This is a genomic window from Flavonifractor porci (assembly GCF_037572415.1).
Taxonomy (GTDB): Bacteria; Bacillota; Clostridia; order Oscillospirales; family Oscillospiraceae; genus Flavonifractor; species Flavonifractor porci.
In genome coordinates this window covers 104,376-127,889 of the sequence record NZ_JBBHLB010000010.1, presented here as the reverse complement: position 1 = coordinate 127,889, position 23,514 = coordinate 104,376, and the positions used below count along the sequence as shown (strand labels likewise).

25 protein-coding genes, 1 other RNA gene and 1 other annotated feature are annotated in these 23,514 nt (G+C 57.5%); of the genes, 18 read left to right on the top strand and 8 right to left on the bottom strand.

Annotation, left to right across the window (positions count from 1 at the left end; genetic code table 11):
- Positions 1-139, bottom strand: a 139-nt coding sequence (locus WHJ28_RS10610) for a transposase (protein ID WP_340042098.1), incomplete at its 3' end; no start/stop codon positions are given.
- Between the two features lie 391 nt (positions 140-530).
- Between WHJ28_RS10610 and WHJ28_RS10605 the strand changes: the two genes are divergently transcribed.
- A complete protein-coding gene (locus WHJ28_RS10605; RefSeq protein WP_340042093.1) occupies positions 531-2,765 on the top strand; it encodes a bifunctional metallophosphatase/5'-nucleotidase in 2,235 nt (744 codons plus the stop codon).
- A 61-nt stretch (positions 2,766-2,826) separates the two neighbouring features.
- Here the strand turns inward: WHJ28_RS10605 and WHJ28_RS10600 are convergent, their stop codons facing one another.
- Positions 2,827-3,075, bottom strand: coding sequence for a TIGR03905 family TSCPD domain-containing protein (locus WHJ28_RS10600; protein ID WP_340042092.1), 249 nt, complete (start codon positions 3,073-3,075; stop codon positions 2,827-2,829).
- Positions 3,076-3,286: 211 nt separating this feature from the next.
- Here WHJ28_RS10600 and WHJ28_RS10595 point away from each other — a divergent pair, with 211 nt between their 5' ends.
- Together WHJ28_RS10595 and WHJ28_RS10590 are read left to right on the top strand one after the other, a co-directional pair.
- Complete coding sequence (locus WHJ28_RS10595) at positions 3,287-3,856, top strand: TetR/AcrR family transcriptional regulator (RefSeq protein WP_425461128.1); 570 nt, start codon at positions 3,287-3,289, stop codon at positions 3,854-3,856.
- 177 nt (positions 3,857-4,033) lie between these two features.
- Positions 4,034-5,329: a cation:proton antiporter gene (locus tag WHJ28_RS10590; protein ID WP_340042090.1), complete on the top strand. Its 1,296-nt coding sequence runs from the start codon at positions 4,034-4,036 to the stop codon at positions 5,327-5,329.
- Between the two features lie 47 nt (positions 5,330-5,376).
- Here the strand turns inward: WHJ28_RS10590 and WHJ28_RS10585 are convergent, their stop codons facing one another.
- From WHJ28_RS10585 to WHJ28_RS10575, 3 genes are all read right to left on the bottom strand, one after another.
- Positions 5,377-5,859 (bottom strand): DUF4358 domain-containing protein, encoded by a 483-nt coding sequence (locus WHJ28_RS10585; protein WP_340042089.1) that lies wholly within the window; start codon positions 5,857-5,859, stop codon positions 5,377-5,379.
- Between the two features lie 44 nt (positions 5,860-5,903).
- Positions 5,904-7,208 carry an S-layer homology domain-containing protein gene (locus WHJ28_RS10580; RefSeq protein ID WP_340042088.1) on the bottom strand — a complete coding sequence of 435 codons (1,305 nt, stop codon included), beginning with the start codon at positions 7,206-7,208 and terminating at the stop codon, positions 5,904-5,906.
- 254 nt (positions 7,209-7,462) lie between these two features.
- Positions 7,463-10,126, bottom strand: a complete 2,664-nt coding sequence (locus tag WHJ28_RS10575) for a transglycosylase domain-containing protein (protein ID WP_340042087.1) — start codon at positions 10,124-10,126, stop codon at positions 7,463-7,465.
- A 229-nt stretch (positions 10,127-10,355) separates the two neighbouring features.
- Between WHJ28_RS10575 and WHJ28_RS10570 the strand changes: the two genes are divergently transcribed.
- The 6 genes from WHJ28_RS10570 to WHJ28_RS10545 all read left to right on the top strand — a co-directional run bounded on the left by WHJ28_RS10570 (position 10,356) and on the right by WHJ28_RS10545 (position 14,201).
- Positions 10,356-10,676: a DUF1292 domain-containing protein gene (locus WHJ28_RS10570; RefSeq protein WP_340042086.1), complete on the top strand. Its 321-nt coding sequence runs from the start codon at positions 10,356-10,358 to the stop codon at positions 10,674-10,676.
- Positions 10,677-10,679: 3 nt separating this feature from the next.
- Positions 10,680-10,882: non-coding RNA, 6S RNA (ssrS, locus tag WHJ28_RS10565), on the top strand.
- A 179-nt stretch (positions 10,883-11,061) separates the two neighbouring features.
- Entirely contained in the window at positions 11,062-12,660 is a 1,599-nt protein-coding gene (locus WHJ28_RS10560) for a peptidylprolyl isomerase (protein WP_340042085.1), read from the top strand.
- Positions 12,661-12,712: 52 nt separating this feature from the next.
- Positions 12,713-13,432 (top strand): tRNA threonylcarbamoyladenosine dehydratase, encoded by a 720-nt coding sequence (locus tag WHJ28_RS10555; protein ID WP_340042084.1) that lies wholly within the window; start codon positions 12,713-12,715, stop codon positions 13,430-13,432.
- A gap of 44 nt (positions 13,433-13,476) precedes the next feature.
- Positions 13,477-13,845, top strand: a complete 369-nt coding sequence (locus WHJ28_RS10550) for a TSUP family transporter (RefSeq protein WP_340042083.1) — start codon at positions 13,477-13,479, stop codon at positions 13,843-13,845.
- Positions 13,845-14,201: a TSUP family transporter gene (locus tag WHJ28_RS10545; protein WP_340042082.1), complete on the top strand. Its 357-nt coding sequence runs from the start codon at positions 13,845-13,847 to the stop codon at positions 14,199-14,201. Before WHJ28_RS10550 ends, WHJ28_RS10545 begins: the two co-directional genes overlap by 1 nt.
- Positions 14,202-14,207: 6 nt before the next feature.
- On the opposite strand, the gene ruvX is transcribed toward WHJ28_RS10545, so the two are convergent.
- Positions 14,208-14,627 carry a Holliday junction resolvase RuvX gene (gene ruvX, locus WHJ28_RS10540; RefSeq protein ID WP_340042097.1) on the bottom strand — a complete coding sequence of 140 codons (420 nt, stop codon included), beginning with the start codon at positions 14,625-14,627 and terminating at the stop codon, positions 14,208-14,210.
- A 319-nt stretch (positions 14,628-14,946) separates the two neighbouring features.
- Here ruvX and rpmG point away from each other — a divergent pair, with 319 nt between their 5' ends.
- The 7 genes from rpmG to rplL all read left to right on the top strand — a co-directional run bounded on the left by rpmG (position 14,947) and on the right by rplL (position 18,459).
- Positions 14,947-15,111, top strand: a complete 165-nt coding sequence (gene rpmG, locus WHJ28_RS10535) for a 50S ribosomal protein L33 (protein WP_087188137.1) — start codon at positions 14,947-14,949, stop codon at positions 15,109-15,111.
- Between the two features lie 43 nt (positions 15,112-15,154).
- Positions 15,155-15,439 carry a preprotein translocase subunit SecE gene (gene secE, locus WHJ28_RS10530; RefSeq protein WP_340042081.1) on the top strand — a complete coding sequence of 95 codons (285 nt, stop codon included), beginning with the start codon at positions 15,155-15,157 and terminating at the stop codon, positions 15,437-15,439.
- A gap of 10 nt (positions 15,440-15,449) precedes the next feature.
- On the top strand, positions 15,450-15,971 hold the full coding sequence (nusG, locus tag WHJ28_RS10525; protein ID WP_087328325.1) for a transcription termination/antitermination protein NusG: 522 nt from the start codon (positions 15,450-15,452) through the stop codon (positions 15,969-15,971).
- Between the two features lie 92 nt (positions 15,972-16,063).
- Positions 16,064-16,489, top strand: coding sequence for a 50S ribosomal protein L11 (gene rplK / locus WHJ28_RS10520; RefSeq protein ID WP_340042080.1), 426 nt, complete (start codon positions 16,064-16,066; stop codon positions 16,487-16,489).
- Between the two features lie 21 nt (positions 16,490-16,510).
- On the top strand, positions 16,511-17,203 hold the full coding sequence (gene rplA, locus WHJ28_RS10515; protein ID WP_087188133.1) for a 50S ribosomal protein L1: 693 nt from the start codon (positions 16,511-16,513) through the stop codon (positions 17,201-17,203).
- Between the two features lie 115 nt (positions 17,204-17,318).
- Positions 17,319-17,454, top strand: a sequence feature (ribosomal protein L10 leader region).
- A 45-nt stretch (positions 17,455-17,499) separates the two neighbouring features.
- Entirely contained in the window at positions 17,500-18,033 is a 534-nt protein-coding gene (gene rplJ / locus WHJ28_RS10510; protein ID WP_340042079.1) for a 50S ribosomal protein L10, read from the top strand.
- A gap of 51 nt (positions 18,034-18,084) precedes the next feature.
- A complete protein-coding gene (gene rplL / locus WHJ28_RS10505; RefSeq protein WP_065534595.1) occupies positions 18,085-18,459 on the top strand; it encodes a 50S ribosomal protein L7/L12 in 375 nt (124 codons plus the stop codon).
- Between the two features lie 90 nt (positions 18,460-18,549).
- Here the strand turns inward: rplL and WHJ28_RS10500 are convergent, their stop codons facing one another.
- A complete protein-coding gene (locus tag WHJ28_RS10500) occupies positions 18,550-19,809 on the bottom strand; it encodes a diaminopimelate decarboxylase (protein WP_340042078.1) in 1,260 nt (419 codons plus the stop codon).
- Positions 19,810-20,128: 319 nt separating this feature from the next.
- On the opposite strand from WHJ28_RS10500, the gene WHJ28_RS10495 reads away from it, so the two are divergent.
- Positions 20,129-21,511: a uracil-xanthine permease family protein gene (locus WHJ28_RS10495; RefSeq protein WP_340042077.1), complete on the top strand. Its 1,383-nt coding sequence runs from the start codon at positions 20,129-20,131 to the stop codon at positions 21,509-21,511.
- Positions 21,512-21,659: 148 nt separating this feature from the next.
- Positions 21,660-22,229: an ECF transporter S component gene (locus tag WHJ28_RS10490; RefSeq protein ID WP_340042076.1), complete on the top strand. Its 570-nt coding sequence runs from the start codon at positions 21,660-21,662 to the stop codon at positions 22,227-22,229.
- Positions 22,230-22,278: 49 nt separating this feature from the next.
- Here WHJ28_RS10490 and WHJ28_RS10485 read toward each other — a convergent pair whose 3' ends face one another.
- Complete coding sequence (locus WHJ28_RS10485; RefSeq protein ID WP_340042075.1) at positions 22,279-23,496, bottom strand: LL-diaminopimelate aminotransferase; 1,218 nt, start codon at positions 23,494-23,496, stop codon at positions 22,279-22,281.
- Between the last annotated feature and the right edge of the window lie 18 nt (positions 23,497-23,514).

Sequence of the window (23,514 nt, the reverse complement as noted above, 5' to 3'; positions counted from 1 at the left end):
ACAACTGCCGCAGTATTTTTCCTATTGCCGCTTTCTTTTCTCTGTAAAATACCTTCCTGCGGTACTTCGGCGCAAATACAATATGATATTTGCAATTCCATCGTGTATGAGATAAACTATTAATATCATTCAGTCCCATCTGAATGTCCTCCCTTTGCTATTCTTTGTGCAGTTGGCAGACCGCACTTTTATTATAGCAAAGGGAGTTTTTTATCATTTTCATCGCCATAGGCTTTTTGCTACCACTCGCCTAGCGAGTGGTTTTCTTTATACAACCAAGTCCCCGGAGCGTGCCTCCGGGGACTTGGTTTTTTCTTCTGTTTGCCAGCTGTTTTACCAAAAGCATATAAAATTTACCTGCTTTCTACACCGGGCCCTCTTGTATTTTTGTTTCCGTTTTGTTACCATTATAATATCCGAATTGCCCATGCCCGGAGAAAGTTTTTTGTGCCGGGGATGCGTTCAGGCTCCATCCAGCCGGCCTGTAAAGCCCCCTCCGGCAGGGCCCGGAAGGAAAGGTGGAATGTTTCATGAGAAAACACACACGCAAGTTCCTGTCTCTGTTCCTGTCTCTGTCCATGGCCAGCAGCTTCTGCATCCCAGCCATGGCCGCAGCGGGAGAGACCACCGCTGCCGCGGATGACGGCATTGTGGTGCTGTACACCAACGATGTCCACTGCACCAGCGACGACGGTATGTCCTATGCCGCCATCGCCGCCTACAAGGCCGAGATGGAAGCCAAATACGGCGCCGACAACGTCACCCTGGTGGACAGCGGCGACGCCATTCAGGGCGGCATCCTGGGTTCCCTGTCCAAGGGCAGCTGGATCGTGGACATCATGAACAACGTGGGCTACGACATTGCCATCCCCGGCAACCATGAGTTTGATTTCGGCATGGATACCTTCCTGGACATCGCCAAGAACCAGGCTGAGTACACCTATGTCAGCTGCAACTTTGTGGGGGCTGACGGCAAGACCGTACTGGAGCCCTACACCATGGTCACCTACGGCGATGTGGATGTGGCCTATGTGGGCATCTCCACCCCCGAGACCCTGACCAAATCCGCCCCCGCCTACTTCCAGAACGACAAGGGCGAGTACATCTACGGCTTCTGCCAGGATAAGGACGGCAAGGCCCTCTATGACCAGGTCCAGGACACCGTGGATGCTGCCCGCAAGGCCGGCGCCGAGTATGTGGTGGCCCTGGCCCACCTGGGTGAGGACGCCCAGAGTTCTCCCTGGATGTCCACCGAGGTCATTGCCAAAACCACCGGTATCGACGTGGTGCTGGACGGCCACTCCCACACCACCGAGCCCTCCAAGACCGTGAAGAACGCCGACGGTAAAGACGTGCTCCTGAGCCAGACCGGCACCAAGGCTGAGTCCGTGGGCAAGCTGGTCATCGCTCCCGACGGCACCATGACCACCGAGCTGGTGGCTCTGGCCGATGTGCCCACCACCTCTCAGGCCTACACCTCCGCCAAGACCTTCATTGATGGTATTCAGGCTGAGTATAAAGCCAAGTCGGAAGAGATCGTCGCTACCTCCTCCGTGGATCTGACCATCAAAGATCCCTACACCGGCGATCGTGCCGTCCGCTCCGCCGAGACCAACCTGGGCGACCTGTGTGCCGACGCTTACCGCGTGCTGCTGGGCGCTGACATCGGCTTTGTCAACGGCGGCGGCGTCCGCGACAACATTGCCGCCGGCAACATCACCTACGGCAACATCATCGCTGTCCATCCCTTCGGCAACCTGGCCTGCCTGGTGGAGGTCTCCGGCCAGCAGATCCTGGACGCTCTGGAGCTGGGCTCCATGCAGGCCGGTGTGTCTGAGAGCGGCGGCTTCCTGCAGGTCTCCGGCATCAAGTACACCGTGGACACCTCCATCCCCACCTCCGTGGAGCTGGACGACGCCGGTAACTTCGTGAAGGTGGCCGGCGACCGCCGGGTCAAGGACGTACAGGTCCTGGACAACGAGACCGGTAAGTACACCGCCATCGATCCCAAGGCCACCTATACCCTGGCCTCCCACAACTATATGCTCAAGTCCGGCGGCGACGGCTACGCCATGTTCGGCGCTGACAACGTGAAGATCCTGAAGGATGAGGTCATGGTGGACAACGAGGTCCTCATCAACTACATCAAGGACGAGCTGGGCGGCGTGGTAGGCGAGCAGTACGCCAATCCCAGAGGCGATGGCCGCATCACCGTTCTGTATGCCGACGCCGACTTCTCCTCCTGGTATGGCGAGGCTGTCCGCTATGTGGTGAACAACGACATGATGAGCACCACCAACGGCTTCAGCTTTACTCCCTTCGGCCTGGTGAGCCGCGCCACCGTATATCAGGTGCTCTACAACATGGAGGGCGCTCCCGCTGTGGAAAAGGCCACCGTCACCGATACCGAGGGCAAGTGGTACTCCGACAGCATCAACTGGGCCGCTTCCGTGGGTCTGTTTAAGGGCACCACCTTCGGCGAGGATCGGACCATCACCCGCGCTGAGATCGCCGACCTGATCGCCGCCTATGCCGACTACAAGGGCATCAAGGCTCCCGACGCCGACGGCTCCATGGAGAAGGCCCCCGACTACGCCTCCATCCCCGCCGAGTCTCTGGACGGCATGACCTTCTGCTACTATACTGGTATTATGACCGGCAACGAGACCGGCCAGCTGATGCCCACCGGCCAGCTGACCCGTGTAGAGTTTGCTCAGGTTCTGTCCAACTTCGGCGCCCTGACCGCCGAAAAGCCCGCTGCCTGAGGGTGAACCATCATTGACAAAAAAGATGGGACGTGCTGACGCACGTCCCATCTTTTTCTGTTTACGCCTGTGCCGTCTGCTTCAGCGCCTGGGCCAGCTGGTCCGGACAGGAGGTGGCTTTAAACCCGCAGCGGATGCCCTCCAGCCGACGGATGGCCTCCTCCACCTTCATGCCCTCCACCAGACGGGAGATTCCCTGAAGGTTGCCGTTGCAACCGCCCTGGACCTGGAGGGAGCGGATCACGCCGTTCTCCACATCCACCACCATTCGATTGGAGCAGACGCCCCTGGGACGATAATCAATGGTCATGTTTCTCTCTCCTTTGATGTTCCCGGTTAACGGGGCAAATCATACCATACTTTGGACAGGATTGCAATTCTTTATACCGCTGTGGTATAATAAGCGCAAAGCCGCAGATGTGCGGCTGTGCATTTTATGCATCTGCCCTTTGCGCTGCAAAAGGCAGGTTGTGCTTGTTACACCATGGCCGAGCCGACAGAGCCGGCTTTCACGAGAGGAGGTGTGCCCATTGACTCCCAGCACCAAACTTGCGCTCGCCAATTCTCTGCGGCGTCTGCTGCAGAAGAAGTTTCTGGATGACATTACCGTCAAGGAGATCGTGGAGGACTGTGAAGTCAACCGGCAGACCTTCTATTATCATTTCCAGGATATCTATGACCTGCTCCACTGGTCTCTGGAGCATGAGACCGCTGAAGTTCTGCAGCCCTGCACCTCCTGGCAGGAGGCTCTGATGACGACCTTTCGTTACATACAGGAAAACCACGTCATCATCTATCATATCTACCGCTCCAGCGGCCGGGAGCATCTGGACTGCCAGTTCTTTACCATGTCCCGTGCCCTGACCACCCGGCTTCTGGACGCCGCCGCTGAGGGTCTTGTTCTATCGGAGCGGGATCGGGAATTTCTCATGGATTTTTATATGTATGCCTTGGCCGGTACCATGCTGGGCTGGCTGGCCGACGACATGAAAGAGGAACCCTCTGAGTTAGCCGCTCGTATCAGCTTTTTGCTGGAAGATGAATTCCGTCGGGTGGCTCAGCGCTTTTCCTCATCCGGGTCCCCCTCATAACCCATCCATTTACATTCCTGGCGGGAACTGTTTTAGACAGTTCCCGCTAAAAATTTTTCTTGTTTATTTTTCAGGATGTACCGGGGTGGAGGGCTAAAATTCTATCCAGGTTGACAGTTGACTTTTTAACCAAACCAAACTACTATTTATAGTGCATTTTAGCCATATTGGAGAGGAGTGGTAGATACGAGTTATCATTTTCTGTTTGAAATTGCGGTCATCCTGCTGAGCACCAAGGTCCTTGGGATCGTCACGAAACGCTTTGCATTGCCCCAGGTCGTCGGCGCCCTGTTGGCGGGACTGCTATTGGGCCCGGCCATGCTGGGCGTACTGCAGGAAACCACGCTGATGGACCAGCTGGCCGAACTGGGCGTCATCGTTCTCATGTTCAACGCCGGTCTGGAAACCGACCTGGGTGAGCTGAAAAAGGCAGGCGCATCCGCCTTTATCATTGCCCTCATCGGCGTGTTGGTTCCGCTGGCAGGCGGCTTCGCGCTGGCCTGCTTCTTTAACTCCGGGACAGAAGCCTTTCTGCAGAACGTCTTTATCGGCGTCATTCTGACCGCCACCTCCGTCAGCATCACAGTGGAGACCCTGAAGGAGATCGGAAAACTGTCCACTCGCTCCGGCAACGCCATCCTGGGAGCCGCCATCATCGACGACGTGCTGGGTATCGTAGCCCTCACCATCATCACCAGTATGTCCGGCACCGGCGCCAACGTGCTGATGGTTCTGCTGAAGATCATGGCCTTTTTTGCCATCAGCGTGGTGGTGTGGATCGTGCTTCATCGGACGGTAGAGTGGTGGTTCAGGCGATACGACCGGGATAAGCGCCGGTTTGTGGTCATCTCCTTTGCCTTTTGCCTGCTATACGCCTATTTTGCCGAGGAAGTATTCGGTGTGGCCGACATCACCGGCGCTTACATTGCCGGCCTGATTTTTGCCAAAACCCCTCGTGTGGCCTACTTGCAGGATCGGTTCGATACCCTGTCCTACACACTGCTTTCCCCCATCTTCTTTGCCAGCCTCGGCTTGAAGGTGGTGCTGCCCAAAATGAGCGCCTCCATCATCCTGTTCTCCGTCCTGCTGATCCTGCTGGCCGTGGCCTCCAAGGTGGTGGGCTGTGGACTGGGCGCCAGACTGTGCCGCTACTCCGGTCAGGACGCCCTCCGCATCGGCGTAGGTATGATCTCCCGTGGTGAGGTCGCCCTGATCGTGGCCAACAACGGTATCGCTGCAGGGCTGATGAACGACAACTTCTTTGGCCCCGTGGTGCTGATGGTCATTGCAACCACCATCCTCACCCCCATCCTGCTCAAGCTGGTCTACCATGGCAAGGAAAAGGATTACAGCGACCTGCAGGAGAGCGAACTGGTCAACCGCTACGAAGACGCTGCAGCCTTCGATCTGGCCTCTCAGGCCCTGCTGGAAGATCACGAACGACTCCGCGATATCGCTCAGAAAAAGAAATAAGAAAAGAACGGCTCCGCTGCAGCGGAGCCGTTCTTATTTTTTGGAAATCAGCCCTTCAGATAGCTGTTGTACAGCTCCACCAGCTCGTCCTGCTGGGGAGAGATAATGAGCCGCACATAGACGCCGTCCCGTTTGACCTCGCTCTTTTCCACAATGGCATACTGGTCGGGCAGATAGTTGTTAAACTCATTGCGGCGGGCGTCCAGCCGGCTCTGCAGCTTGCTCTCCACCGTCTTGGCGCTGTCCTCATCCTTGGCCTTCACAAGAACGATCTCCTTGGCGGTGATACCATCCGCCGCGAGGTTGGCGGCAAAGGCCTCCATATCCTCGCCCTGGATGCCGTAGAAGTTGAGCATATCATCCTGGCTCAGTTGAATACCGCCCTCAATAGGAGCCTTCTCCAGCATGGCCTCCATCACCTTTGATACGTCCATATCGGCGGTCTTTGTCCCGCCGCCGCAGCCGGCGGCGCCAATGGCCATCACGGCCGCCAATGCCAGCAGCAGTACGCTGCGTACTTTCTGACTCATATGATCACCTTTCCGCGGTTTTTACCGCACTGTTTTCCGTCCGGTCAGCCGCCCTGCCGGGCGGCTGCGTCCTGTTTCAAATAATCAACCCAGATCCGGCAGGCTTCATCGGTAAAGTGCATACCCATGCCGGAGGCGTCACTGCAATAGGCCGAGGGCAGATAGCCCTCCTCATCAGTGAGCACCGAGGCGATGTCCACATAGTAGTAGCCGTTGCGGTCGCACATCTCCTTCAGCTTCTCATTGTACAGCCGCAGGTTGGCGTTGTTGAGCACTTTTTTCTCGTTGCCTTTGTGGATGGGAGTTGCCGACTGGACAAAAATCTCCAGATCGGGAGTCTTTTCCTTGATAAGCTTGAGCAGCGTCTCCATATTCGCCACCGAACCGTCCACACCGTACATTCCAACGTCATTCATACCCAACAGGATATAGAGCTTTTTGGCGCCGCAGGCATGGATGGAATCCTCCAGCCGCATCTTGGTGCCCTGGTAGAGTGGATGGACCGACTCGTCGCTTACCTCCCAAAGAGCGTTGCCGCTGCCCAGACTTCCGGCCGTGAGGAACTGGGCCTTGCCCAGGTAGTCCGGATCGCTCTGGCGCGTCTTGGTCACATATCCGGTCAGTTTCAGGGATACCGAGTCACCCACAAAGACCGCATCGTCAAACCAGGCCCACTCGTCCTCCGGCACTGCTGTAGAGATCGTAGGGGTATCGCCCCCCTTTCCGTCGATCTTTCCAGCCAGATCCAGCGTCTTATAGAGAAGCGTGGCGGTCTCACTGCGGGTCACCAGCTGATGGGGAGCAAGAAGTCCGTCCCCGGTGCCGCTGACGATGCCCCGGGCGTACAGATCCCCGATGGCTGCCAAAGCCCAGCCGCTTACGCTGTCCACATCCTGGAAATCTGCCAATCCCCCTGACAGTCCATCCCGCTGCTCCACACCGAACAGCGGCAGCGCCCGCCACAGGAACGTAAAGGCCTGTTCCCGGTCCAGGGATGCCGCAGGGGAGAAGGTGGTCTCAGAGGTCCCCTGCGAGACCCCCTGTTCCACCGCCCAGCCCACCGCCTGATAGCATGAGTCCTCCGGGCGTACATCTGTAAAATTGGGGGACGCTCCGGCGGGGCTCCCCGCCGCCCGCCACAGGCTGAGCACAAAGTCACCCCGGTTGATCTGGACCTCCCCGAGGAAATTTCCTGTCTTGGTGATATACATCACATCGTGCTCCACCATGTAGGACACATAGGGGTAGGACCAATGGTCCTGCGCCACATCCTGAATGGTGGTTCCGGAAGAGCCGCCGGTCATCAACGCCCCGGCCAATAAAAATGCGACCACTTGTTGGATCAGCATATTGTTCCCTCCTGCTGTAATTTGGCTTCAGTGTATCAGATTTTTCAAGTTCCGTCCAGAGAAAGAGGAAGAATCTTTTTACTCTATATTCCTTTTTTGCCACAGTGATACAAACTGTGCCTTCAATACCATTGCAGCCCAATGGGTTGAACCCTTTTCTTTATACTTCTTACGATTTTATGATGAGCCGGAGCAAAACGCAAACAGGAGGGGCGCGCCTTTGAGGCGGCCCCTCCTGTTTCAGGTTGTTCCGGTTACCCGGCAGGAACGTAGGGTTCCTCCGGCGGCGTCTCCCCCGGCGATGGTGCCGGCGACGGGGTCACACCAGGCTCTGTTGTCTCTCCTCCGGACCCGCCTGTGTCCGTAGGCTCCGGAGGAACCGTGGGATAGGTGGCCGGGTTGGTAGGATCAAAGCCGGGCCACTGCTCCTGGGTTGGCCAGGTGGACTGATCCTCCAGCCGGAAGGTGGAGGGATCGTAAGCATCAGGCTCCGGCGGCTTTGGCGCGGAAGTGTGGACGGTGCAGCTGCCCTGAGACTCCAGATATGCCTTGGTATACTGGCTGCCGCTATCATCGCTGATAAGCACGCCGATGGATTTCACTGTACCTGCGGCAATCCCCAGCGCCTCGTTGGCCTCACGGGGGCAATGCTCTCCAGCCAGATGATACAGCCCCTCGATGGGATTGCCGTCAGCGCCCAGAATGGGAGATTCCGTGCAGACGTCCACCATGGTGTGCTTGTCGCAGTTCTCCACGGGAACATCCTCCGAGAAGAGATACATCTGGAAGACCCGATCCCCTCTGGGATCGCTGAGGCAGGCCTCGGTGGCCCGCAAGCCGCTGTCTTTACAGATCTGTACGGGAGTCAGCCCGCTGGCCTGGGTAAAGTTCTTGTTGTCCAGGCCCTGGTGGACCTGACTCATAACCTTCTGCCACAGCACCGCGGCAGGGTTGTTGCTGGCGTAAATGCGTTCAGGGGTCTTGTATCCCACCCATACCGCCGCAGTGTAGTAGGGTGTGTAGCCCACAAACCAGCGGTCATTGTTGGCGGTGGTGGAACCGGTCTTACCGGCTACCGTCATGCCCGAGATACGGGCGGCGGTACCGGTACCATTGCTCACCACATTCTTGAGCATCTGATTCATATAATAGGTGGTTTTAGTGGAGAGGATTGCCTCGCTTTGGATATCAGTATGGTCCAGCAGCACCTCTTCCACCCCGTTTACCTCACGGGTGACCTTGGTATAGGTGCGGGGCTCGACATATACTCCGTCCCGGGGAAACACCGAGTAAGCGGCCGCCATATCCATAACGCTGACACCGTGGGTCAGACCACCCAGGGCCAGCTGGCTGGAGCCATAGTCGTTCTTGACCTCACCGTTACTGAGATAGGACTCCTCCAGATTGATGTGGAACTTCTGCTCCACAAAGTCGAAGGACGTCTCAGCACCCATCTCCTCCAGGATACGCACCGCCACAGGGTTGGAGGACACCTCCACGGCGGTATTCACGGTAATGTTGCCCCGGTAGGTCTGGGGATTATTCAGGGGCCAGTTCTTTCCATTGAGTACCCGCACCGGTTCATCGGCATAGACCGAGGCCGGGGTGATCATACCCAGCTCAATGGCGGGCGCATAGACCGACAGGGGCTTGATGGACGAACCAGGCTGACGGACGGTGCCGCTGGCCATGTTGAGCACACGGTTGGCAGTCTTTTCTCCCAGGGCGCCCGCCAGGCCTACCACGTTGCCCTGGGGGTCAATGATCACAATGGAGGACTGAATATCCTGTCCTTTCTTGGAGGGGAGCTTCAAACTGCTCTGGTCATAGTATACCGACTCCACAATGGACTGGATACGGGTGTCCACACAGGCGTAGATCTTCAGGCCGCCGGAGTACACCATGTTCTCCGCCAGCTGCTCAGAGTAGCCGAATTCTTTCACCAGATCGTTGATCACATCGGTGATGACCTGTTCATCGTACCAGTTGTAAATGGTACTGGGCTTCTTTTCATCTTCGCTGCGGGTGAACACCAGTTCCTCCGCCACAGCCTGGTCATACTCCTCCTGAGAGATCATGCCCAGGTCCAGCATCTTCCAAAGCACCAGTTCCTGGCGCTGCTTATTGCGCTCCCGGCCGGTGGTGACATCCCCGGTCTCCTCATTGGTGATGCGAATATTGGAGTTTGGACCATAAAGTGTGGGGTTATTGGTGATGCTGATGAGGCTGGCACACTCGGCCAGGCTCAGCTGAGATACATCCTTGCCGAAGTAGTTTTCGGCGGCGGTGGCTACACCGTAACAGTTGTCTCCCAAATAGATGAGGTTCAGATACCACTCCATGATCTGTTCTTTGGAATAGGTGGCGTCAAAGTCCAAAGCGGTAAAGATCTCCAGGATCTTTCGCTTGACGGTGACGTCATCGTACTGGGTGGCGTTCTTGATGAGCTGCTGGGTGATGGTGGAACCGCCCTGGATATCCTTTCCGGTAAACATGAGCAGCACGCCGTTGAGGGTACGTTTCCAGTCCACGCCGTTGTGCTTCAGGAATCGCTCATCCTCGATGGCGATGGTGGCGTTGACCAGGTTCTCCGGGATCTGATCGTAGGTCACCTTCTTCCGGTTCTCTGTACCATGAAGGGAAAGATGTTCCTCGTATTCGCCCGTCTCGGGATTCATATAATAGATGTTGCTGGTTAGGTTCATATCAAAATTGGCATCCAGATGAGCCTGGGGCAGGATGACCGTTTTGATATAGACCATGGCAAAGCAGAAGAGGATGATCCCGGTGATCAGCATGACCAGCAGGAAGGTCCCCAAGACCTTGCCCGCGATCCCCAGGATGTGCTTTCCGGGACTGTAGGGCTTTTCATTCCGGCGCCTGGGCGGCCGGGGACTTTGATTGGATCTTGACGGCAAAAATGACACCTCCGTATTGGGTAAGCAGGCTTTTGCTCCTGCCATCTACAACTAAAGCTTACAGAGAATCGATGCTATTATATCACGTTCTCACCTGTTGTCCACCCTCTTTCCCGGCTTTTTTGTATCCATTCCGTGATTCAAAAAAATTTTAGCCTGTCCTGCTCTTGCATTTTGCTCCGCTACAAGCTACAATAGAGACGACACTGAGGAAGGTATGGTGCCATCTATGAGTGAAGAATTTGGTCCCGATTTTATCACCGTCACCGATGAAGAGGGCAATGAGTTTGAGTTGGAGCACGTCGATACCCTGGACTACAACGGCCACACCTACATGGCCTTTTTCCCCGCCATCCAGGGCGAGGAACAGGACGGCGGCGTGGAAGAGGTTGATCTGGACGATGAAGAAAACGGCCTCATCATTCTGAAGGTAGTTCAGGTGGACGGCGAGGATCAGCTCTCCACCCTGGACAGCGACGAGGAGCTGGAACTGGTCTATCAGCAGTTTATGGAAGCTCTCTTCGCTGACGAGGACGAGGAACATTCCTGAACCTGATTCCTGCTCGGTGCGTGACGGGTTTTATTTAAACCCACATTTCTGAAACGGGACGCCCCCCTCATGGTGCGGACTGCAGGCCTCCCGGCGCCCCTTCGAGGGACAGCTGGAAGTTGGAAGCAACGAAACACCATGGAGGCGACCCACCTGCCATTTCGTGCAGGTTTTAAATGGATCCGCACGGCCAGAGCGGGGCCCCCACGAAACTGTGGTTTCGTGGGGTTTTCTTATATCCGCAAATCTGAACAAAGTGTAAAACTGGTTTTTAGACTTGAAAGACAGGCCCTTTTCCTGTATAATACAGGCTTGTCTATACAGATTTGGATGTACAGCCACCCTGCCGACGGCAGGAACATTGACGAGAGGACTGAAGCAACAAATGAGCGCATCCAGAGAAAAAAAGCAGCGCCGGAGCGATCCCGAGCAGGGATTGACCCAGAAGCAGCGGGCTGAGCTCCGGGAGCAGAAGGCCGCCAAGCAGAAAACGGTATTGTATACCGCCATCGGCGTGATCATCGCCATTCTGGTGGTCATCCTGCTGGTTTGGCACTCCGGTATCTTCCAGCGCGGCGCCACCGCTCTCACCGTGGACGGGCGGAACTATAATGTCAACGACGTGGAATATTACTTCCGCGCAGCCATGAGCAACGCCTACTCCAGCGGTACCTCCTTTGATCCCCAGACTGATCTGCGGGAGCAGTATGTAGACGAGGAAAAGACTCAGACCTACTATGATTACTTCATGGAGCAAGCCATTAAAAGTCTGAAAGAGGCCGCTGCGGTAGAGAATGCGGCGGAAAAGGCCGGCTATACCTTTACCGAAGCCGATCAGACCATGGTGGAGAATATTATGGCCTATCAGAAAAGCTACGCCTCCCAGTCGGGCGCCGGTAGCTTTGAGGGCTTTTTGAAGCGCAGCTATGGCAAATATATGACTGAGGGCGCTTACGAGAACTGTGTGCGCCGGGATGTGCTGGTCTCCAGCTATAAGAACGTCTATATGGACGGTCTGGACATCACCGACGACACCATTCAGACCTACTATGACGAGCACAAGGACGATCTGGACAGCTTCACCTTCCGGGCCATCCAGATCGATGGCACCGCTCCCAGCGGCACCGACGAGGCGGGCAACACCGTGGAACCCACTGAGGAGGAGTCCGCCGCCGCCATGCAGGCCGCCAAGGCCAAGGCCGACGAGTTTGCCGCCGCTGTGAAGGCCGCCGAGGACAAGGAGTCTGCTTTTGCCGAACTGGCTCCCAACTATGTCTCCGAGAGCAGCAAGGAAAAGTATGAGAGCGATCCCGACTACTCCCTGAGCACCGGCCTTCTCGGCGCCAGCGTCGCCAGCCGCACCTACGGCGAGTGGCTGCTGGATGCCTCCCGCACCACCGGCGATGTGGGCGTGGTGGAGTACGATACCGGCTACTATGTGGTGCTCTTCCAGGATCGTTATCAGGACGACACTCCCACCGCCGATATCCGTCACATCCTCATCAAGGCCGAGCTGACCCAGGAGGACGACCCCGCCACTACCGATGTAAATGAGGCCACCGTCCCCTCTCAGGAGGCTCTGGACGCAGCCAAGGCGAAGGCTCAGTCCCTGCTGGATGAGTGGAACGCCGGTGACAAGACCGCCGAGTCCTTCGGCACTCTGGCCGAGGCTAACTCTGAGGATCCCGGCTCTAAGGACAACGGCGGCCTGTATGAGCAGGTCTACAAGGGCAAATTCACCATCTTTGACAGCTGGCTGTTTGGCGAGGAGACCCGCCAGCCCGGCGACGTCACCCTCATTGAGAACACCAACTCCGGCCAGCAGGGCTGGCACGTGGTCTACTACCAGGGCGCCAACGATCCCGTCTGGAAGCTCAGCGCCGACAGCGAACTGCGCAAAGCCGATCTGGACACCTGGCTCACCGGTCTGACCGAAGGCCTGGAAGCTACCCAGGGCGACGGTATGAAGTACGTGTACAACTAACCACACGAAGGCGGACGGAGCCCAGCCCCGTCCGCCTTTTTTCGGAGGCTTTATGGACGAAAAATTCTTACGCACCCAAATGCTGCTGGGCGACCAGGCTATGGATCGCCTTGCCGCCGCTCACGTGGCGGTGTTTGGTCTGGGGGGCGTGGGCAGCTGGTGCGCCGAGGCCCTGGCCCGCTCCGGTATTGGAGCCCTCACCCTCATCGACCATGACGAAGTGGGACTCACCAACCTGAACCGACAGGTGGAGGCCACCCTGTCTACCCTGGGCGTGCCCAAGGCCCAGGCCATGGCAAACCGCATTGCCGACATCAATCCCCAGTGCCGCACCACGGTGCGGGCGGAAAAGTATGAGGCCCAGAACCGGGAGTCCTTTTTTTCCACAACCTACGACTACATTGTGGATTGTATTGATCTGGTGTCCTGCAAGCTGGACCTGATCGAAACCGCCATCACCCGAAACATCCCCATTCTCTCCGCCCTTGGGACCGGCAACAAGCTGGATCCCTCTCTGTTCCGCATCGGAGATATCGCCAAAACCGAGGGCTGTCCCCTGGCCCGGGTGGTCCGTAAGGAGCTGCGCTCCAGAGGCATCCGCCACCACCGGGTGTTGTGGTCCCCGGAGGAACCCAAGGCAGCCGCCCAGCACGAGGCTCCGCCCCCCGGCCGCCGCTCCGTCCCCGGCAGCGTGGCCTGGGTACCTCCGGTTGTGGGGCTTATGATGGCCGGCGATGTGGTACTCACCCTGTCCGGGCTCCAAACCGTATAAAACATCCCTCCGTCGGCAAACTATAGCCAACGGAGGGATGTTTTTTGCATCAGAATCATGGAATATGGCTCCGCTCCGCTCTGGCAGGAGGCGCGGCGGGCCTGGTCAACGGTTTTTTTGGGGGCGGGGGCGGTATGGTGCTGGTCCCCCTGCTGGCAGGCTGGTGCGGCCTGGGACAGCGGAGGGCTTTTGCCACCTCAGTGGCCATCATTCTGCCCATGTGTGCCTTGTCCGCCGCCATCTACCTGTTTCGGGGCGGTGTGGATCTGTGGATGGCGCTGCCCTACCTGCTGGGTGGGCTGCTGGGCGGTCTCATGGGTGGGAGACTGTTTCAGCGTATGAATATGGTGTGGCTCCACCGGCTCTTTGCCCTGCTGCTGCTTTACGGCGGGGTAAAGGCCCTGTTCTTCTGATGGGCTGGCTGACCGCCATGCTGGCAGGGGCTCTGACCGGCATTCTGTCCGGCTTTGGGGTGGGAGGCGGCACCCTGCTTCTTATTTATCTGACTACCTTCGCCGGTATCGCCCAAAATCAGGCCCAGGGCATCAACCTGCTCTATTTTCTGCCTTCGGCCGCCGCGGCCCTGCCCGCCCACATCAGGAACGGTTATGTAGAAAAGTCGGTTCTGCTCCCCGCCATCCTCACCGGCCTGGCCTGCGCCGCCCTGGCCGCCTGGGCAGCCACCGGACTGGACACCGCCCTGCTGCGCCGCTGCTTTGGGGGATTTCTGCTGCTGGTGGGCTTGCGGGAGCTGTTTCGGAAAGGGTAGTATTCCTTATCCTCTGGCCCGCTTAAAGGTGAGGTACCCCTCCAAAATCAAAGTAGCTGCAACCGCATCCACGTTTTTTTTATGATTCTTCATCTTTTTCCCTGAGGCATGGAGAATGTTGTGGGCCTCCACAGTGGTGCGCCGCTCATCCCACAGCACCGGCTTCAGGCCGCAGGTCTCCTCCACCTGGGCGGCAAATGCCTTGTACAGCTCCGCCCGGGGACCCTCGGTGCCGTCCATATTCCGGGGAAAACCCATCACCAGCTCGTCCACCTGGTGTTCCTTCACCAGCCGGGCCAGCTCCTCCGCCACCACCTCCGCCTTGCGGCTGTGGATCACGGTGGTGTAACCGGCCAGCAGGCCGGTGGGGTCGGAAATGGCAACGCCCGTCCGCGCGTCGCCGTAATCGATGGCCATGATACGCAAGATCATCACTCCTTTTCTGCTTTCTACACTATACAAAAGGAATGAAGAAAAAACAAGTGGAAACTGCTTGACTTTGGTCTCATGCTGTGGTATAGTTCAATTACCTATGAAAAAGGGCTCTTTTTTGTGCGCATTTTTACGGTGTGATGACGTGCGAAACCCTTCCCTCCGCGTGAGACATAGGGAGGCAAATGTGCCGAATCCGCACCGTGACGTTCCATCCGGCGGCTTTTTGCAGCCGGTACGTGCTGGATTCGGCTTGCGGCCGCATCCGGCATTTTTGCTGTTATGCGGTCAAACAATGAAGGAGGTGCCGAACATGGCGAAGGCCGGCAACCGGGTGAAGATCACCCTGCGCTGCTCCGAGTGCAAGCAGCGGAACTATAACACCAACAAGAACAAGAAGAACACTCCCGACCGTCTGGAATTGAAGAAGTACTGCCCCTTCTGCAGAAAGCACACGGTCCACAACGAGACCAAGTAATGAGCGCTGCAAGACGGCTCAGAAGAAAGAAGGGTTGAACGGAATGTCTGAAAACGAGAAGCTCGAGCAGACCAAGCCCGCCAAGTCTGAGAAAAAGAAGGACGTAAAGGCGGACAAAAAGCCCGGCTTCTTCGCCCGCATCGGTAAGTGGTTCAAGGAACTCAAGAGCGAGCTGAAGAAGGTCCAGTGGCCCACCAAGAAACAGACCATTAACAACACCGTGATCGTCATTCTCTGCTGTATTGTCGTTGGGATCTGCATCTGGGTGTTCGACGCCCTCGCCGGCTCCGTGATTCGTGCCCTGTTGGATCTGTTTGGCAAGGGTTAAGGTGTAGAAGATGGCTGAGAACGCGAAATGGTATGTGGTGCATACCTATTCCGGCTATGAAAACACCGTGGCCGCCAGCATCGAAAAGGCAGTGGAGAACCGCGGCCTGCGGGATCTCATTTTTGAGGTCAGCATCCCTCTGGAGACCGTTACCGAAATCACGGACAACGGCCCCAAGACCGTAGAGCGTAAGGTATTCCCCGGCTATGTGCTGGTCAAGATGGTCCTGACCGATGAGACCTGGCATCTGGTACGCAACGTGCGCGGCGTTACCGGCTTTGTGGGCTCCGGCAATAAGGCCATCCCCCTCTCTGACGAAGAGATCGCCGCTCTGGGCGTGGAAAAGCGCGAGGTAGTGGTGAACTACCAGGTAGGCGACAACGTCAAGATCATCAACGGCGCCCTGGAGTCTTTCCTGGGTACCGTGGAGGAGATCGATCTGGACCGCAGCAAGGTCCGGGTGGTGGTCTCCATGTTCGGCCGTGAAACTCCCGTGGAGCTGGAACTGGACGAGATCGAGCCAGTCGAATAAGCCCCCGGGCACGGCTCTTTCCCCCGCACGTGGGAGGGACTGCAAAGCAGTTCCGCTTCCAACCACATTTATCGTAGGAGGTGCTGTTTCAAATGGCACAGAAAATTACTGGTTATGTGAAACTTCAGATTCCCGCCGGCAAGGCGACTCCCGCCCCCCCCGTCGGTCCTGCCCTTGGTCAGCACGGCATCAACATTGCCGCCTTCACCAAGGAGTTCAACGAGCGCACCAAGAACGATGTGGGCCTGATCATCCCCGTGGTGATCACTGTTTACGCCGACCGTTCTTTCAGCTTCATCACCAAGACTCCCCCCGCCGCCGTCCTCATCAAGAAGGCCTGCAACATCGAGTCCGGCTCCGGTGTGCCCAACAAGACCAAGGTGGCCACCATCAGCAAGGAAGATGTGCGTAAGATCGCCGAGACCAAGATGCCTGACCTGAACGCGGCCAGCATTGAGGCGGCTATGAGCATGATCACCGGCACTGCCCGCTCCATGGGCATCGTGGTGGGCGACTAAGCCGAAGGAGGGAATAGAGCAATGTTTAGAGGCAAGAAATATCAGGAGAGCGCCAAGCTCATCGACAAGGGCGCTCTGTACGATACCGCTGAGGCCATGGAGCTGGTGGTCAAGACCGCTCCCGCCAAGTTCGACGAGACCGTTGAGCTGCACGTGAAGCTGGGCGTTGACTCCCGCCACGCTGACCAGCAGGTCCGCGGCGCCATCGTTCTCCCCCACGGTACCGGCAAGACCCAGCGCGTGCTGGTCTTCGCCAAGGGCGACAAGGCTGAGGCCGCCAAGGCCGCCGGCGCCGACTTCGTGGGCGAGATGGACATGGTTGAGAAGATTCAGAAGGAGAACTGGTTCGACTACGATGTGGTCGTGGCTTCTCCCGACATGATGGGTGTTGTGGGCCGTCTGGGTAAGGTCCTGGGTCCCAAGGGCCTGATGCCCTCCCCCAAGGCCGGCACCGTCACCCCCGACGTGGCCAAGGCTGTTACCGAGATCAAGGCCGGTAAGGTTGAGTACCGTCTGGACAAGACCAACATCATCCACTGCCCCATCGGTAAGGTCTCCTTCGGCGCTGAGAAGCTGACCGAGAACTTCAACGCCCTGATGGGCGCCATCATCAAGGCCAAGCCTTCCGCCGCCAAGGGTCAGTACATTCGCTCCTGCGTGTGTGCTTCCACCATGGGCCCCGGCGTGAAGATCAACGGCGCTAAACTCATGTGATGATAAGTGGGGAGCAGGTGTGTGCCTGCTCCCCATTCTTCTCGTTTTTCTTTGAGATGCCTTCAAAAAAGTGCTAATACTCTAAAAAAGTGCTTGACATCTCGCAGCTTCTATTGTATACTATCAGTCGTGTTCAAAGACAGCAGGCGGCGCAAGCCATAAGTCCTGCCGAGAATGCAGCCACAACGGAATGAATTTCTTTGTGCTGTTTTCGCTGCTTTGAATGCGAAAACAGCTTTTTTGTTGCGTGACTGCATCGGAAAAGTTGAACTCAAATTCAACGGAGGTGAATCCAAATGCCTAACGCAAAGGTTCTCAGTGAGAAGCAGGCCATCGTGGCTGAGCTGACCGAGAAGCTGCAGGGCGCCGCCAGCGGCGTGCTCGTGGACTACAAGGGCATCACTGTGGCTGAGGACACCGCTCTGCGCGCCGAGTGCCGCAAGAACGAGCTGGACTACGCTGTGGTGAAGAACACCCTGCTGCGTTTCGCCGTCAACAATGTGGGTCTCAGCGAGATGGATGAGGTGCTCAACGGCACCACTTCTCTGGCTCTGTCCAACGGCGATCCCATCGCTCCCATGCGTGTGATCAACAAGTTCGCCAAGCAGTTCAACGGTGCTAAATTCACCATCAAGGCCGGCTTCATGGACGGCAAGGTCCTGTCCATGGACGAGATCATGGCTCTGGCCGAGCTGCCCTCCAAGGAGGTCCTGCAGGCTCAGGTCCTGGGCACCATGCTGGCTCCCATCACCAGCCTGGCCATCGTTATCAAGGCCATCTGCGAGCAGAAGGGCGGCTCCGTCGAGACCGCCGAGGCTGCCGCCGAGTAATTCCCCGCACCATTCTGTATCAATTATAATTTATTTAGGAGGTTACCTATCATGGCTTCTGAGAAAATCACTGCCCTCATTGAAGAGGTTAAGGGTCTGACCGTTCTGGAGCTCTCCGAGCTCGTCCACGCTCTGGAGGAGGAGTTCGGCGTTTCCGCCGCTGCTATGGCCGCTCCCGCCGCTGGCGGCGCTGCCGCTCCCGCTGCTGAGGAGAAGACCGAGTTCGACGTGGTGCTGGCTGAGGTCGGCGCCGAGAAGATCAAGGTCATCAAGGCTGTCCGTGAGATCACCGGCCTGGGCCTGGCTGAGGCCAAGGCTGCTGTCGAGGCTGCCCCCAAGGCTATCAAGGAGGGTGTCTCCAAGGACGAGGCCGAGGAGCTGAAGAAGAAGCTGGAAGAGGTCGGCGCCAAGGTGGAGCTGAAGTAATTCCGCTTTCCAATCGGACAAAAAAGACCTGCCGCAGTGCGGCAGGTCTTTTTTACCGGGCCGGGAATGAATGCCCGGCCCGGTTTTGTTTTACTCAAAGATGAGAGTGGCGAAATAGTCCTCCGGGGTCTCAGCCCGGCGGATCAGGCGGGTGATTCCATCCTCCTGCAGGAGCACCTCGGCGGAACGCAGCTTACCGTTATAGTTGTAGCCCATGGAAAAACCGTGGGCGCCGGTGTCGTGGATCACCAACAGGTCTCCCCGCTCCACCTCCGGCAGCATCCGGTCGATGGCAAACTTGTCGTTGTTCTCGCACAGGCCGCCGGTGACATCGTACTTGTGGTCACAGGGGGCATCCTCCTTGCCCATGACGGTGATATGATGGTAGGCGCCATACATGGCAGGCCGCATCAGGTTGGCGGCGCAGGCGTCCACTCCCACATACTCTTTATAGGTGTGCTTGAAGTGGAGCACTTTGGTGACCAGACAGCCGTTGGGCCCCAGCATGAAGCGGCCCAGCTCAGTATAGATAGCCACATCCCCCATGCCGGCGGGTATCAGGATCTGCTCAAACTGCTTGCGCACCCCCTCACCGATGGCGGCGATGTCGTTGGCGGCCTGGTCGGGCTTATAGGGGATGCCCACGCCGCCGGACAGGTTGATGAAGCAGATGTCACAGCCCGTCTCCTGCTCCAATTCCACCGCCAGCCGGAACAGAATGCCGGCCAGAGTGGGATAGTACTCGTTGGACAGGGTATTGGAGGCCAGGAAGGCATGGATGCCAAATCGCTTGGCTCCCATGGCCTTCAGCTTTTTGAAGCCCTCAAAGAGCTGCGCCCGGGTGAAGCCGTACTTGGAGTCCCCGGGGGTATCCATCACCTGAAAACCCTCGGTGGACTCACCGATGGTAAAGGTACCGCCGGGATTGAAGCGGCAGGAAATGGTCTCGGGGATGTACCCGATGGTCTCCTTGAGAAAATCAATGTGGGTGAAATCATCCAGATTGATGGTGGCCCCCAGCTGGGCGGCCAGCTTGAAATCCTCCGCCGGGGTATCGTTGGAGGAGAACATGATCTCCGGCCCGGTAAAACCGCAGCGCTGAGCCATCATCAGCTCAGTCAGGGAGGAGCAGTCTGTGCCGCAGCCCTCCTCCCGCAGAATCTTCAGTATGGCAGGATTGGGGGTGGCCTTAACGGCAAAGTATTCTTTAAAGCCCGGATTCCAGGCAAAGGCGGCTTTCAACCGCCGGGCATTTTCCCGGATGCCGTTCTCATCATATAGATGGAAGGGCGTGGGGTACTGCTGGGTGATGGAGCGCAGCTGCTCCGCTGTCACAAAAGGTCGTTTCATGAGGTCACCTTCTTCTCTTTTGCTATTTACTATAGTAAAGCTTTTCCTTTCTGTCAATGGACAGATGGTGAGGTATTTTCCTCTCTTCCCGTTTATTCTTTAGAAATATACCCAAAAGGAAAGAATTTTATGCCCTTGACTTGCAGATACTAGTACGAACTGGTATAATAATTTGAATCTACAGCGCAGAGCGGGAGGTGTTCGTCATGGATATGAGGATGGCTTTGTGGAAGGGCGGACGTCTTGTAAGAAGCGATTGTTTTTTCTTTTGAAAAAGCAGTTGCTTTTTTTCTGCCTGCGGAAAAGAGAGGAGCGCAATATGAACGACAAAAAAACGCCGGGCGCTGAGCCCATTCGGGACGCGCGTACCCTGGGTATGCCTAAAATGCTTATTTTGGGCCTGCAGCATATGTTCGCCATGTTTGGCGCCACCGTGCTGGTACCCATCCTGGTCCAGGCCTATGGCCTGCCCCTGTCCATCCAAACCACTCTGTTCTTTGCCGGTATCGGCACCCTTTTCTTCCATGTCTGCACCAAGCTGAAGGTGCCCGCTTTTCTGGGGTCCTCCTTTGCCTACCTGGGCGGCTTTGAGGCTATGTCCAAGCTGGATGTGGGCAAATACGCCGGCATGGACCCGGCCGTCAAGCTGCAGTATGCCTGCGGCGGCATTGTGGTGGCCGGCCTGCTCTATGTGATTTTGGCCGCCGTTATTAAAATGGTGGGTGTCAAGCGGGTCATGCGCTTCCTGCCCCCGGTGGTTACCGGCCCCATCATCATCCTCATTGGCCTGAATCTGGCGCCTAACGCTGTATCCAACGCCTCCACCTGTTGGTGGCTGGCACTGGTTGCCATGGCCATTATCATCATCGCCAACATCTGGGGCAAGGGTATGGTCAAGATCATCCCCATCCTGCTGGGCGTGGTTGGTTCCTACCTTGTGGCCGTCATCGCCAACTCCATGGGTGCTACCGCTCTGGATGCCGCCGGCAATGTAGTGCCCCTCATCAACTTCTCCGGCGTGGCCCAGGCCGCTCCGGTAGGCCTCCAGCCCTTCTTCCTGGCCAAGTTTGACTTGACCTCCATTCTGGTCATGGCGCCCATTGCCATCGCCGCCATGATGGAGCACATTGGCGATATGTCCGCCATCTCCGCCACTGTGGGCCAGAACTTCCTGGAGGCCCCCGGACTCCACCGCACTCTCATCGGTGACGGTGTCGCCACCTCCCTGGCCGGTCTGTTTGGCGGCCCCGCCAACACCACTTACGGCGAGAACACCGGGGTTCTGGTCCTCTCCCGTGTGTACGATCCCAAGGTGGTGCGCCTGGCTGCCGTTTACGCGGTGATTCTGTCTTTCTCCCCCGCCTTTGCTGCCATCGTGAACTCCATCCCCACCGCCATCATCGGCGGCGTGTCCTTCATCCTCTACGGCATGATCTCCGCCATCGGCGTGCGCAATGTAGTGGAAAACCGGGTGGACTTCACCAACTCCCGCAACCTGATCATTGCCGCAGTCATTCTGGTATGCGGCCTGGGCTTCTCTGGCGGTATTACCTTTGCCGTGGGTCAGGTCCATGTGACTCTCACCAACCTGGCCATCGCCGCCATTGCCGGCATTGCCCTCAACGCCATCCTGCCCGGCAAGGACTATGAATTTGGCTCCGACGTTACCGAGGGCCGTTCCGGCGATTTCGGCCGCTATTAAGCTATCCATTCAGGCAGTCGCAGCATTTTGCTGTGGCTGCTTTTTTATTTAAACTGACCTCATTACATTTTCTATATCTGACGTTTGAATAAAGGTCAGTCCAGCGCTATAATCATGACGAAGAAAAAGATCAAAGGAAGTGTTCTCCATGCGATCCCGTTCCAATTCCACACTGAAAATTGCCGTTCTTGCCATGATGACCGCTCTGGTATTTGCCAGCAACTACCTGCGCATCACCATGCCCATCGCCATCGGAGGCAATACCTCCTTCACCCTGGCCAACATCATGTGCTGCCTGTCCGGCCTGCTGCTGGGCCCCATCGGCGGGCTGGCCTCCGGCCTGGGCTCCATGCTGTTTGACTTCACCAATCCCCTGTTTGTCTCGGAATTCTGGATCACCTTCCTGACCAAGGGCGCCATGGGCCTGGGCGCCGGTCTTGTGATGTGGAAGGCCTCCCGCCGGGAGGAACCCACCTACCCCCGCTGTCTGTCCGGCGCTGCCCTGGGCTGTGTGATCTACTACATCCTCTACTTTGCCAAGAGCTACTTCTACAATGCTCTGCTGGTGGAGGGGCTGGCTCCCGCAGCGGCTCTGCTGACCCTGTACGCCAAGATCCCTGCTTCCATCTTTAACTCCGTGATCGCGCTGGTGGCCGCGCCTCTGCTGTGCCTTCTGATCCGTACCGCCCTCAAGCGCTCCCACTTGAAGCTGGCCTAATTATTGTATAAAAATGCCCGCTGCCTTGCAGCGGGCATTTTTGCATTTCTCAAAGCACAGCCTTAATGCGCTCCACGGCTTGACGGGTGGCCTCGGCCTCACCAAAGGCGGTGAGACGGATATAGCCCTCGCCGCTGGGACCAAAGCCAGCGCCGGGGGTGGTGACCACATTGGCCTCCCGCAGCAGCTTGTCGAAGAAGTCCCAGGAGCCCATGCCGTCGGGGGTACGGGCCCAGATATAGGGGGAGTTCTCTCCGCCAGACACGGTGAGACCGGCAGCAGCCAAGCCCTCCCGGATGACCTTGGCGTTATTCAGGTAGTAGTCGATGGTCTCCTTCACCTGAGCACGGCCCTCGGGGCTGTACACGGCCTCAGCGCCCCGCTGGACCACATAGGGCACCCCGTTGAACTTGGTGCAGTGGCGGCGGTTCCACAGGCTGTTGAGGGAGGTTCCATTGCGCTCCAGGTCCTTGGGGATCACGGTGTAGGCACAGCGGGTACCGGTGAAACCGGCGGTCTTGGAGAAGGAGCGGAATTCGATGGCACAGGTGCGGGCCCCCTCAATCTCAAAGATGGAGTGGGGAATGGCGGGATCGGTAATAAATGCCTCGTAGGCGCTGTCAAAGAGAATGACGGCCCCGGTGGCATTGGCGTGGTCCACCCAGGCCTTCAGCTGTTCCCGGGTGGCCACAGCGCCGGTGGGATTGTTGGGGAAGCACAGGTAGATCAGATCCACCTTCTGCTCCGGGATGGCGGGAGAGAAGCCATTTTCCGCCACGCAGGGCATATAGACCAGATTGCTCCACCGGCCGGTATTGGCGTCGTAGTCCCCGGCCCGGCCAGCCATGGCATTGGTATCCACATAGACGGGATACACCGGGTCGCACACCGCCACAACATTGTCCACGCCGAAGATGTCGCCGATGTTGCCGCAGTCGCTCTTGGCGCCGTCAGACACAAAGATCTCCTCAGGCTGGATATCCACGCCCCGGGCTTTGTAGTCGTGCTCCGCAATGGCCTGCCGCAGGAAATCGTAGCCCTGCTCCGGGCCGTAGCCGTGGAAGCCCTGGGCGGTGGCCATCTCGTCCACCGCCTTGTGCATGGCAGCGGTAACGGCGGCAGGCAGAGGCCGGGTCACGTCCCCGATGCCCAGCCGGATCAGGGTCCGGTCCGGATTGGCCTCACTGTAAGCCGCCACCCGGCGGGCAATTTCAGAAAACAGATAGCTGCCGGGCAGTTTGTTGAAATTTGCATTGATGTTTGCCATTGTGCTCTCTCCTTTGCG

What these genes read in the sequence shown, in the direction of transcription:
- WHJ28_RS10605 (WP_340042093.1), top strand. Translation starts at nt 531, where the DNA reads ATGAGAAAACACACACGCAAGTTCCTGTCTCTGTTCCTGTCTCTGTCC.
- WHJ28_RS10600 (WP_340042092.1), bottom strand. Translation starts at nt 3,075, where the DNA reads ATGACCATTGATTATCGTCCCAGGGGCGTCTGCTCCAATCGAATGGTG.
- WHJ28_RS10585 (WP_340042089.1), bottom strand. Translation starts at nt 5,859, where the DNA reads ATGAGTCAGAAAGTACGCAGCGTACTGCTGCTGGCATTGGCGGCCGTG.
- WHJ28_RS10580 (WP_340042088.1), bottom strand. Translation starts at nt 7,208, where the DNA reads ATGCTGATCCAACAAGTGGTCGCATTTTTATTGGCCGGGGCGTTGATG.
- WHJ28_RS10570 (WP_340042086.1), top strand. Translation starts at nt 10,356, where the DNA reads ATGAGTGAAGAATTTGGTCCCGATTTTATCACCGTCACCGATGAAGAG.
- WHJ28_RS10560 (WP_340042085.1), top strand. Translation starts at nt 11,062, where the DNA reads ATGAGCGCATCCAGAGAAAAAAAGCAGCGCCGGAGCGATCCCGAGCAG.
- WHJ28_RS10555 (WP_340042084.1), top strand. Translation starts at nt 12,713, where the DNA reads ATGGACGAAAAATTCTTACGCACCCAAATGCTGCTGGGCGACCAGGCT.
- WHJ28_RS10545 (WP_340042082.1), top strand. Translation starts at nt 13,845, where the DNA reads ATGGGCTGGCTGACCGCCATGCTGGCAGGGGCTCTGACCGGCATTCTG.
- rpmG (WP_087188137.1), top strand. Translation starts at nt 14,947, where the DNA reads ATGGCGAAGGCCGGCAACCGGGTGAAGATCACCCTGCGCTGCTCCGAG.
- secE (WP_340042081.1), top strand. Translation starts at nt 15,155, where the DNA reads ATGTCTGAAAACGAGAAGCTCGAGCAGACCAAGCCCGCCAAGTCTGAG.
- nusG (WP_087328325.1), top strand. Translation starts at nt 15,450, where the DNA reads ATGGCTGAGAACGCGAAATGGTATGTGGTGCATACCTATTCCGGCTAT.
- rplK (WP_340042080.1), top strand. Translation starts at nt 16,064, where the DNA reads ATGGCACAGAAAATTACTGGTTATGTGAAACTTCAGATTCCCGCCGGC.
- rplA (WP_087188133.1), top strand. Translation starts at nt 16,511, where the DNA reads ATGTTTAGAGGCAAGAAATATCAGGAGAGCGCCAAGCTCATCGACAAG.
- rplJ (WP_340042079.1), top strand. Translation starts at nt 17,500, where the DNA reads ATGCCTAACGCAAAGGTTCTCAGTGAGAAGCAGGCCATCGTGGCTGAG.
- rplL (WP_065534595.1), top strand. Translation starts at nt 18,085, where the DNA reads ATGGCTTCTGAGAAAATCACTGCCCTCATTGAAGAGGTTAAGGGTCTG.
- WHJ28_RS10500 (WP_340042078.1), bottom strand. Translation starts at nt 19,809, where the DNA reads ATGAAACGACCTTTTGTGACAGCGGAGCAGCTGCGCTCCATCACCCAG.
- WHJ28_RS10495 (WP_340042077.1), top strand. Translation starts at nt 20,129, where the DNA reads ATGAACGACAAAAAAACGCCGGGCGCTGAGCCCATTCGGGACGCGCGT.
- WHJ28_RS10490 (WP_340042076.1), top strand. Translation starts at nt 21,660, where the DNA reads ATGCGATCCCGTTCCAATTCCACACTGAAAATTGCCGTTCTTGCCATG.
- WHJ28_RS10485 (WP_340042075.1), bottom strand. Translation starts at nt 23,496, where the DNA reads ATGGCAAACATCAATGCAAATTTCAACAAACTGCCCGGCAGCTATCTG.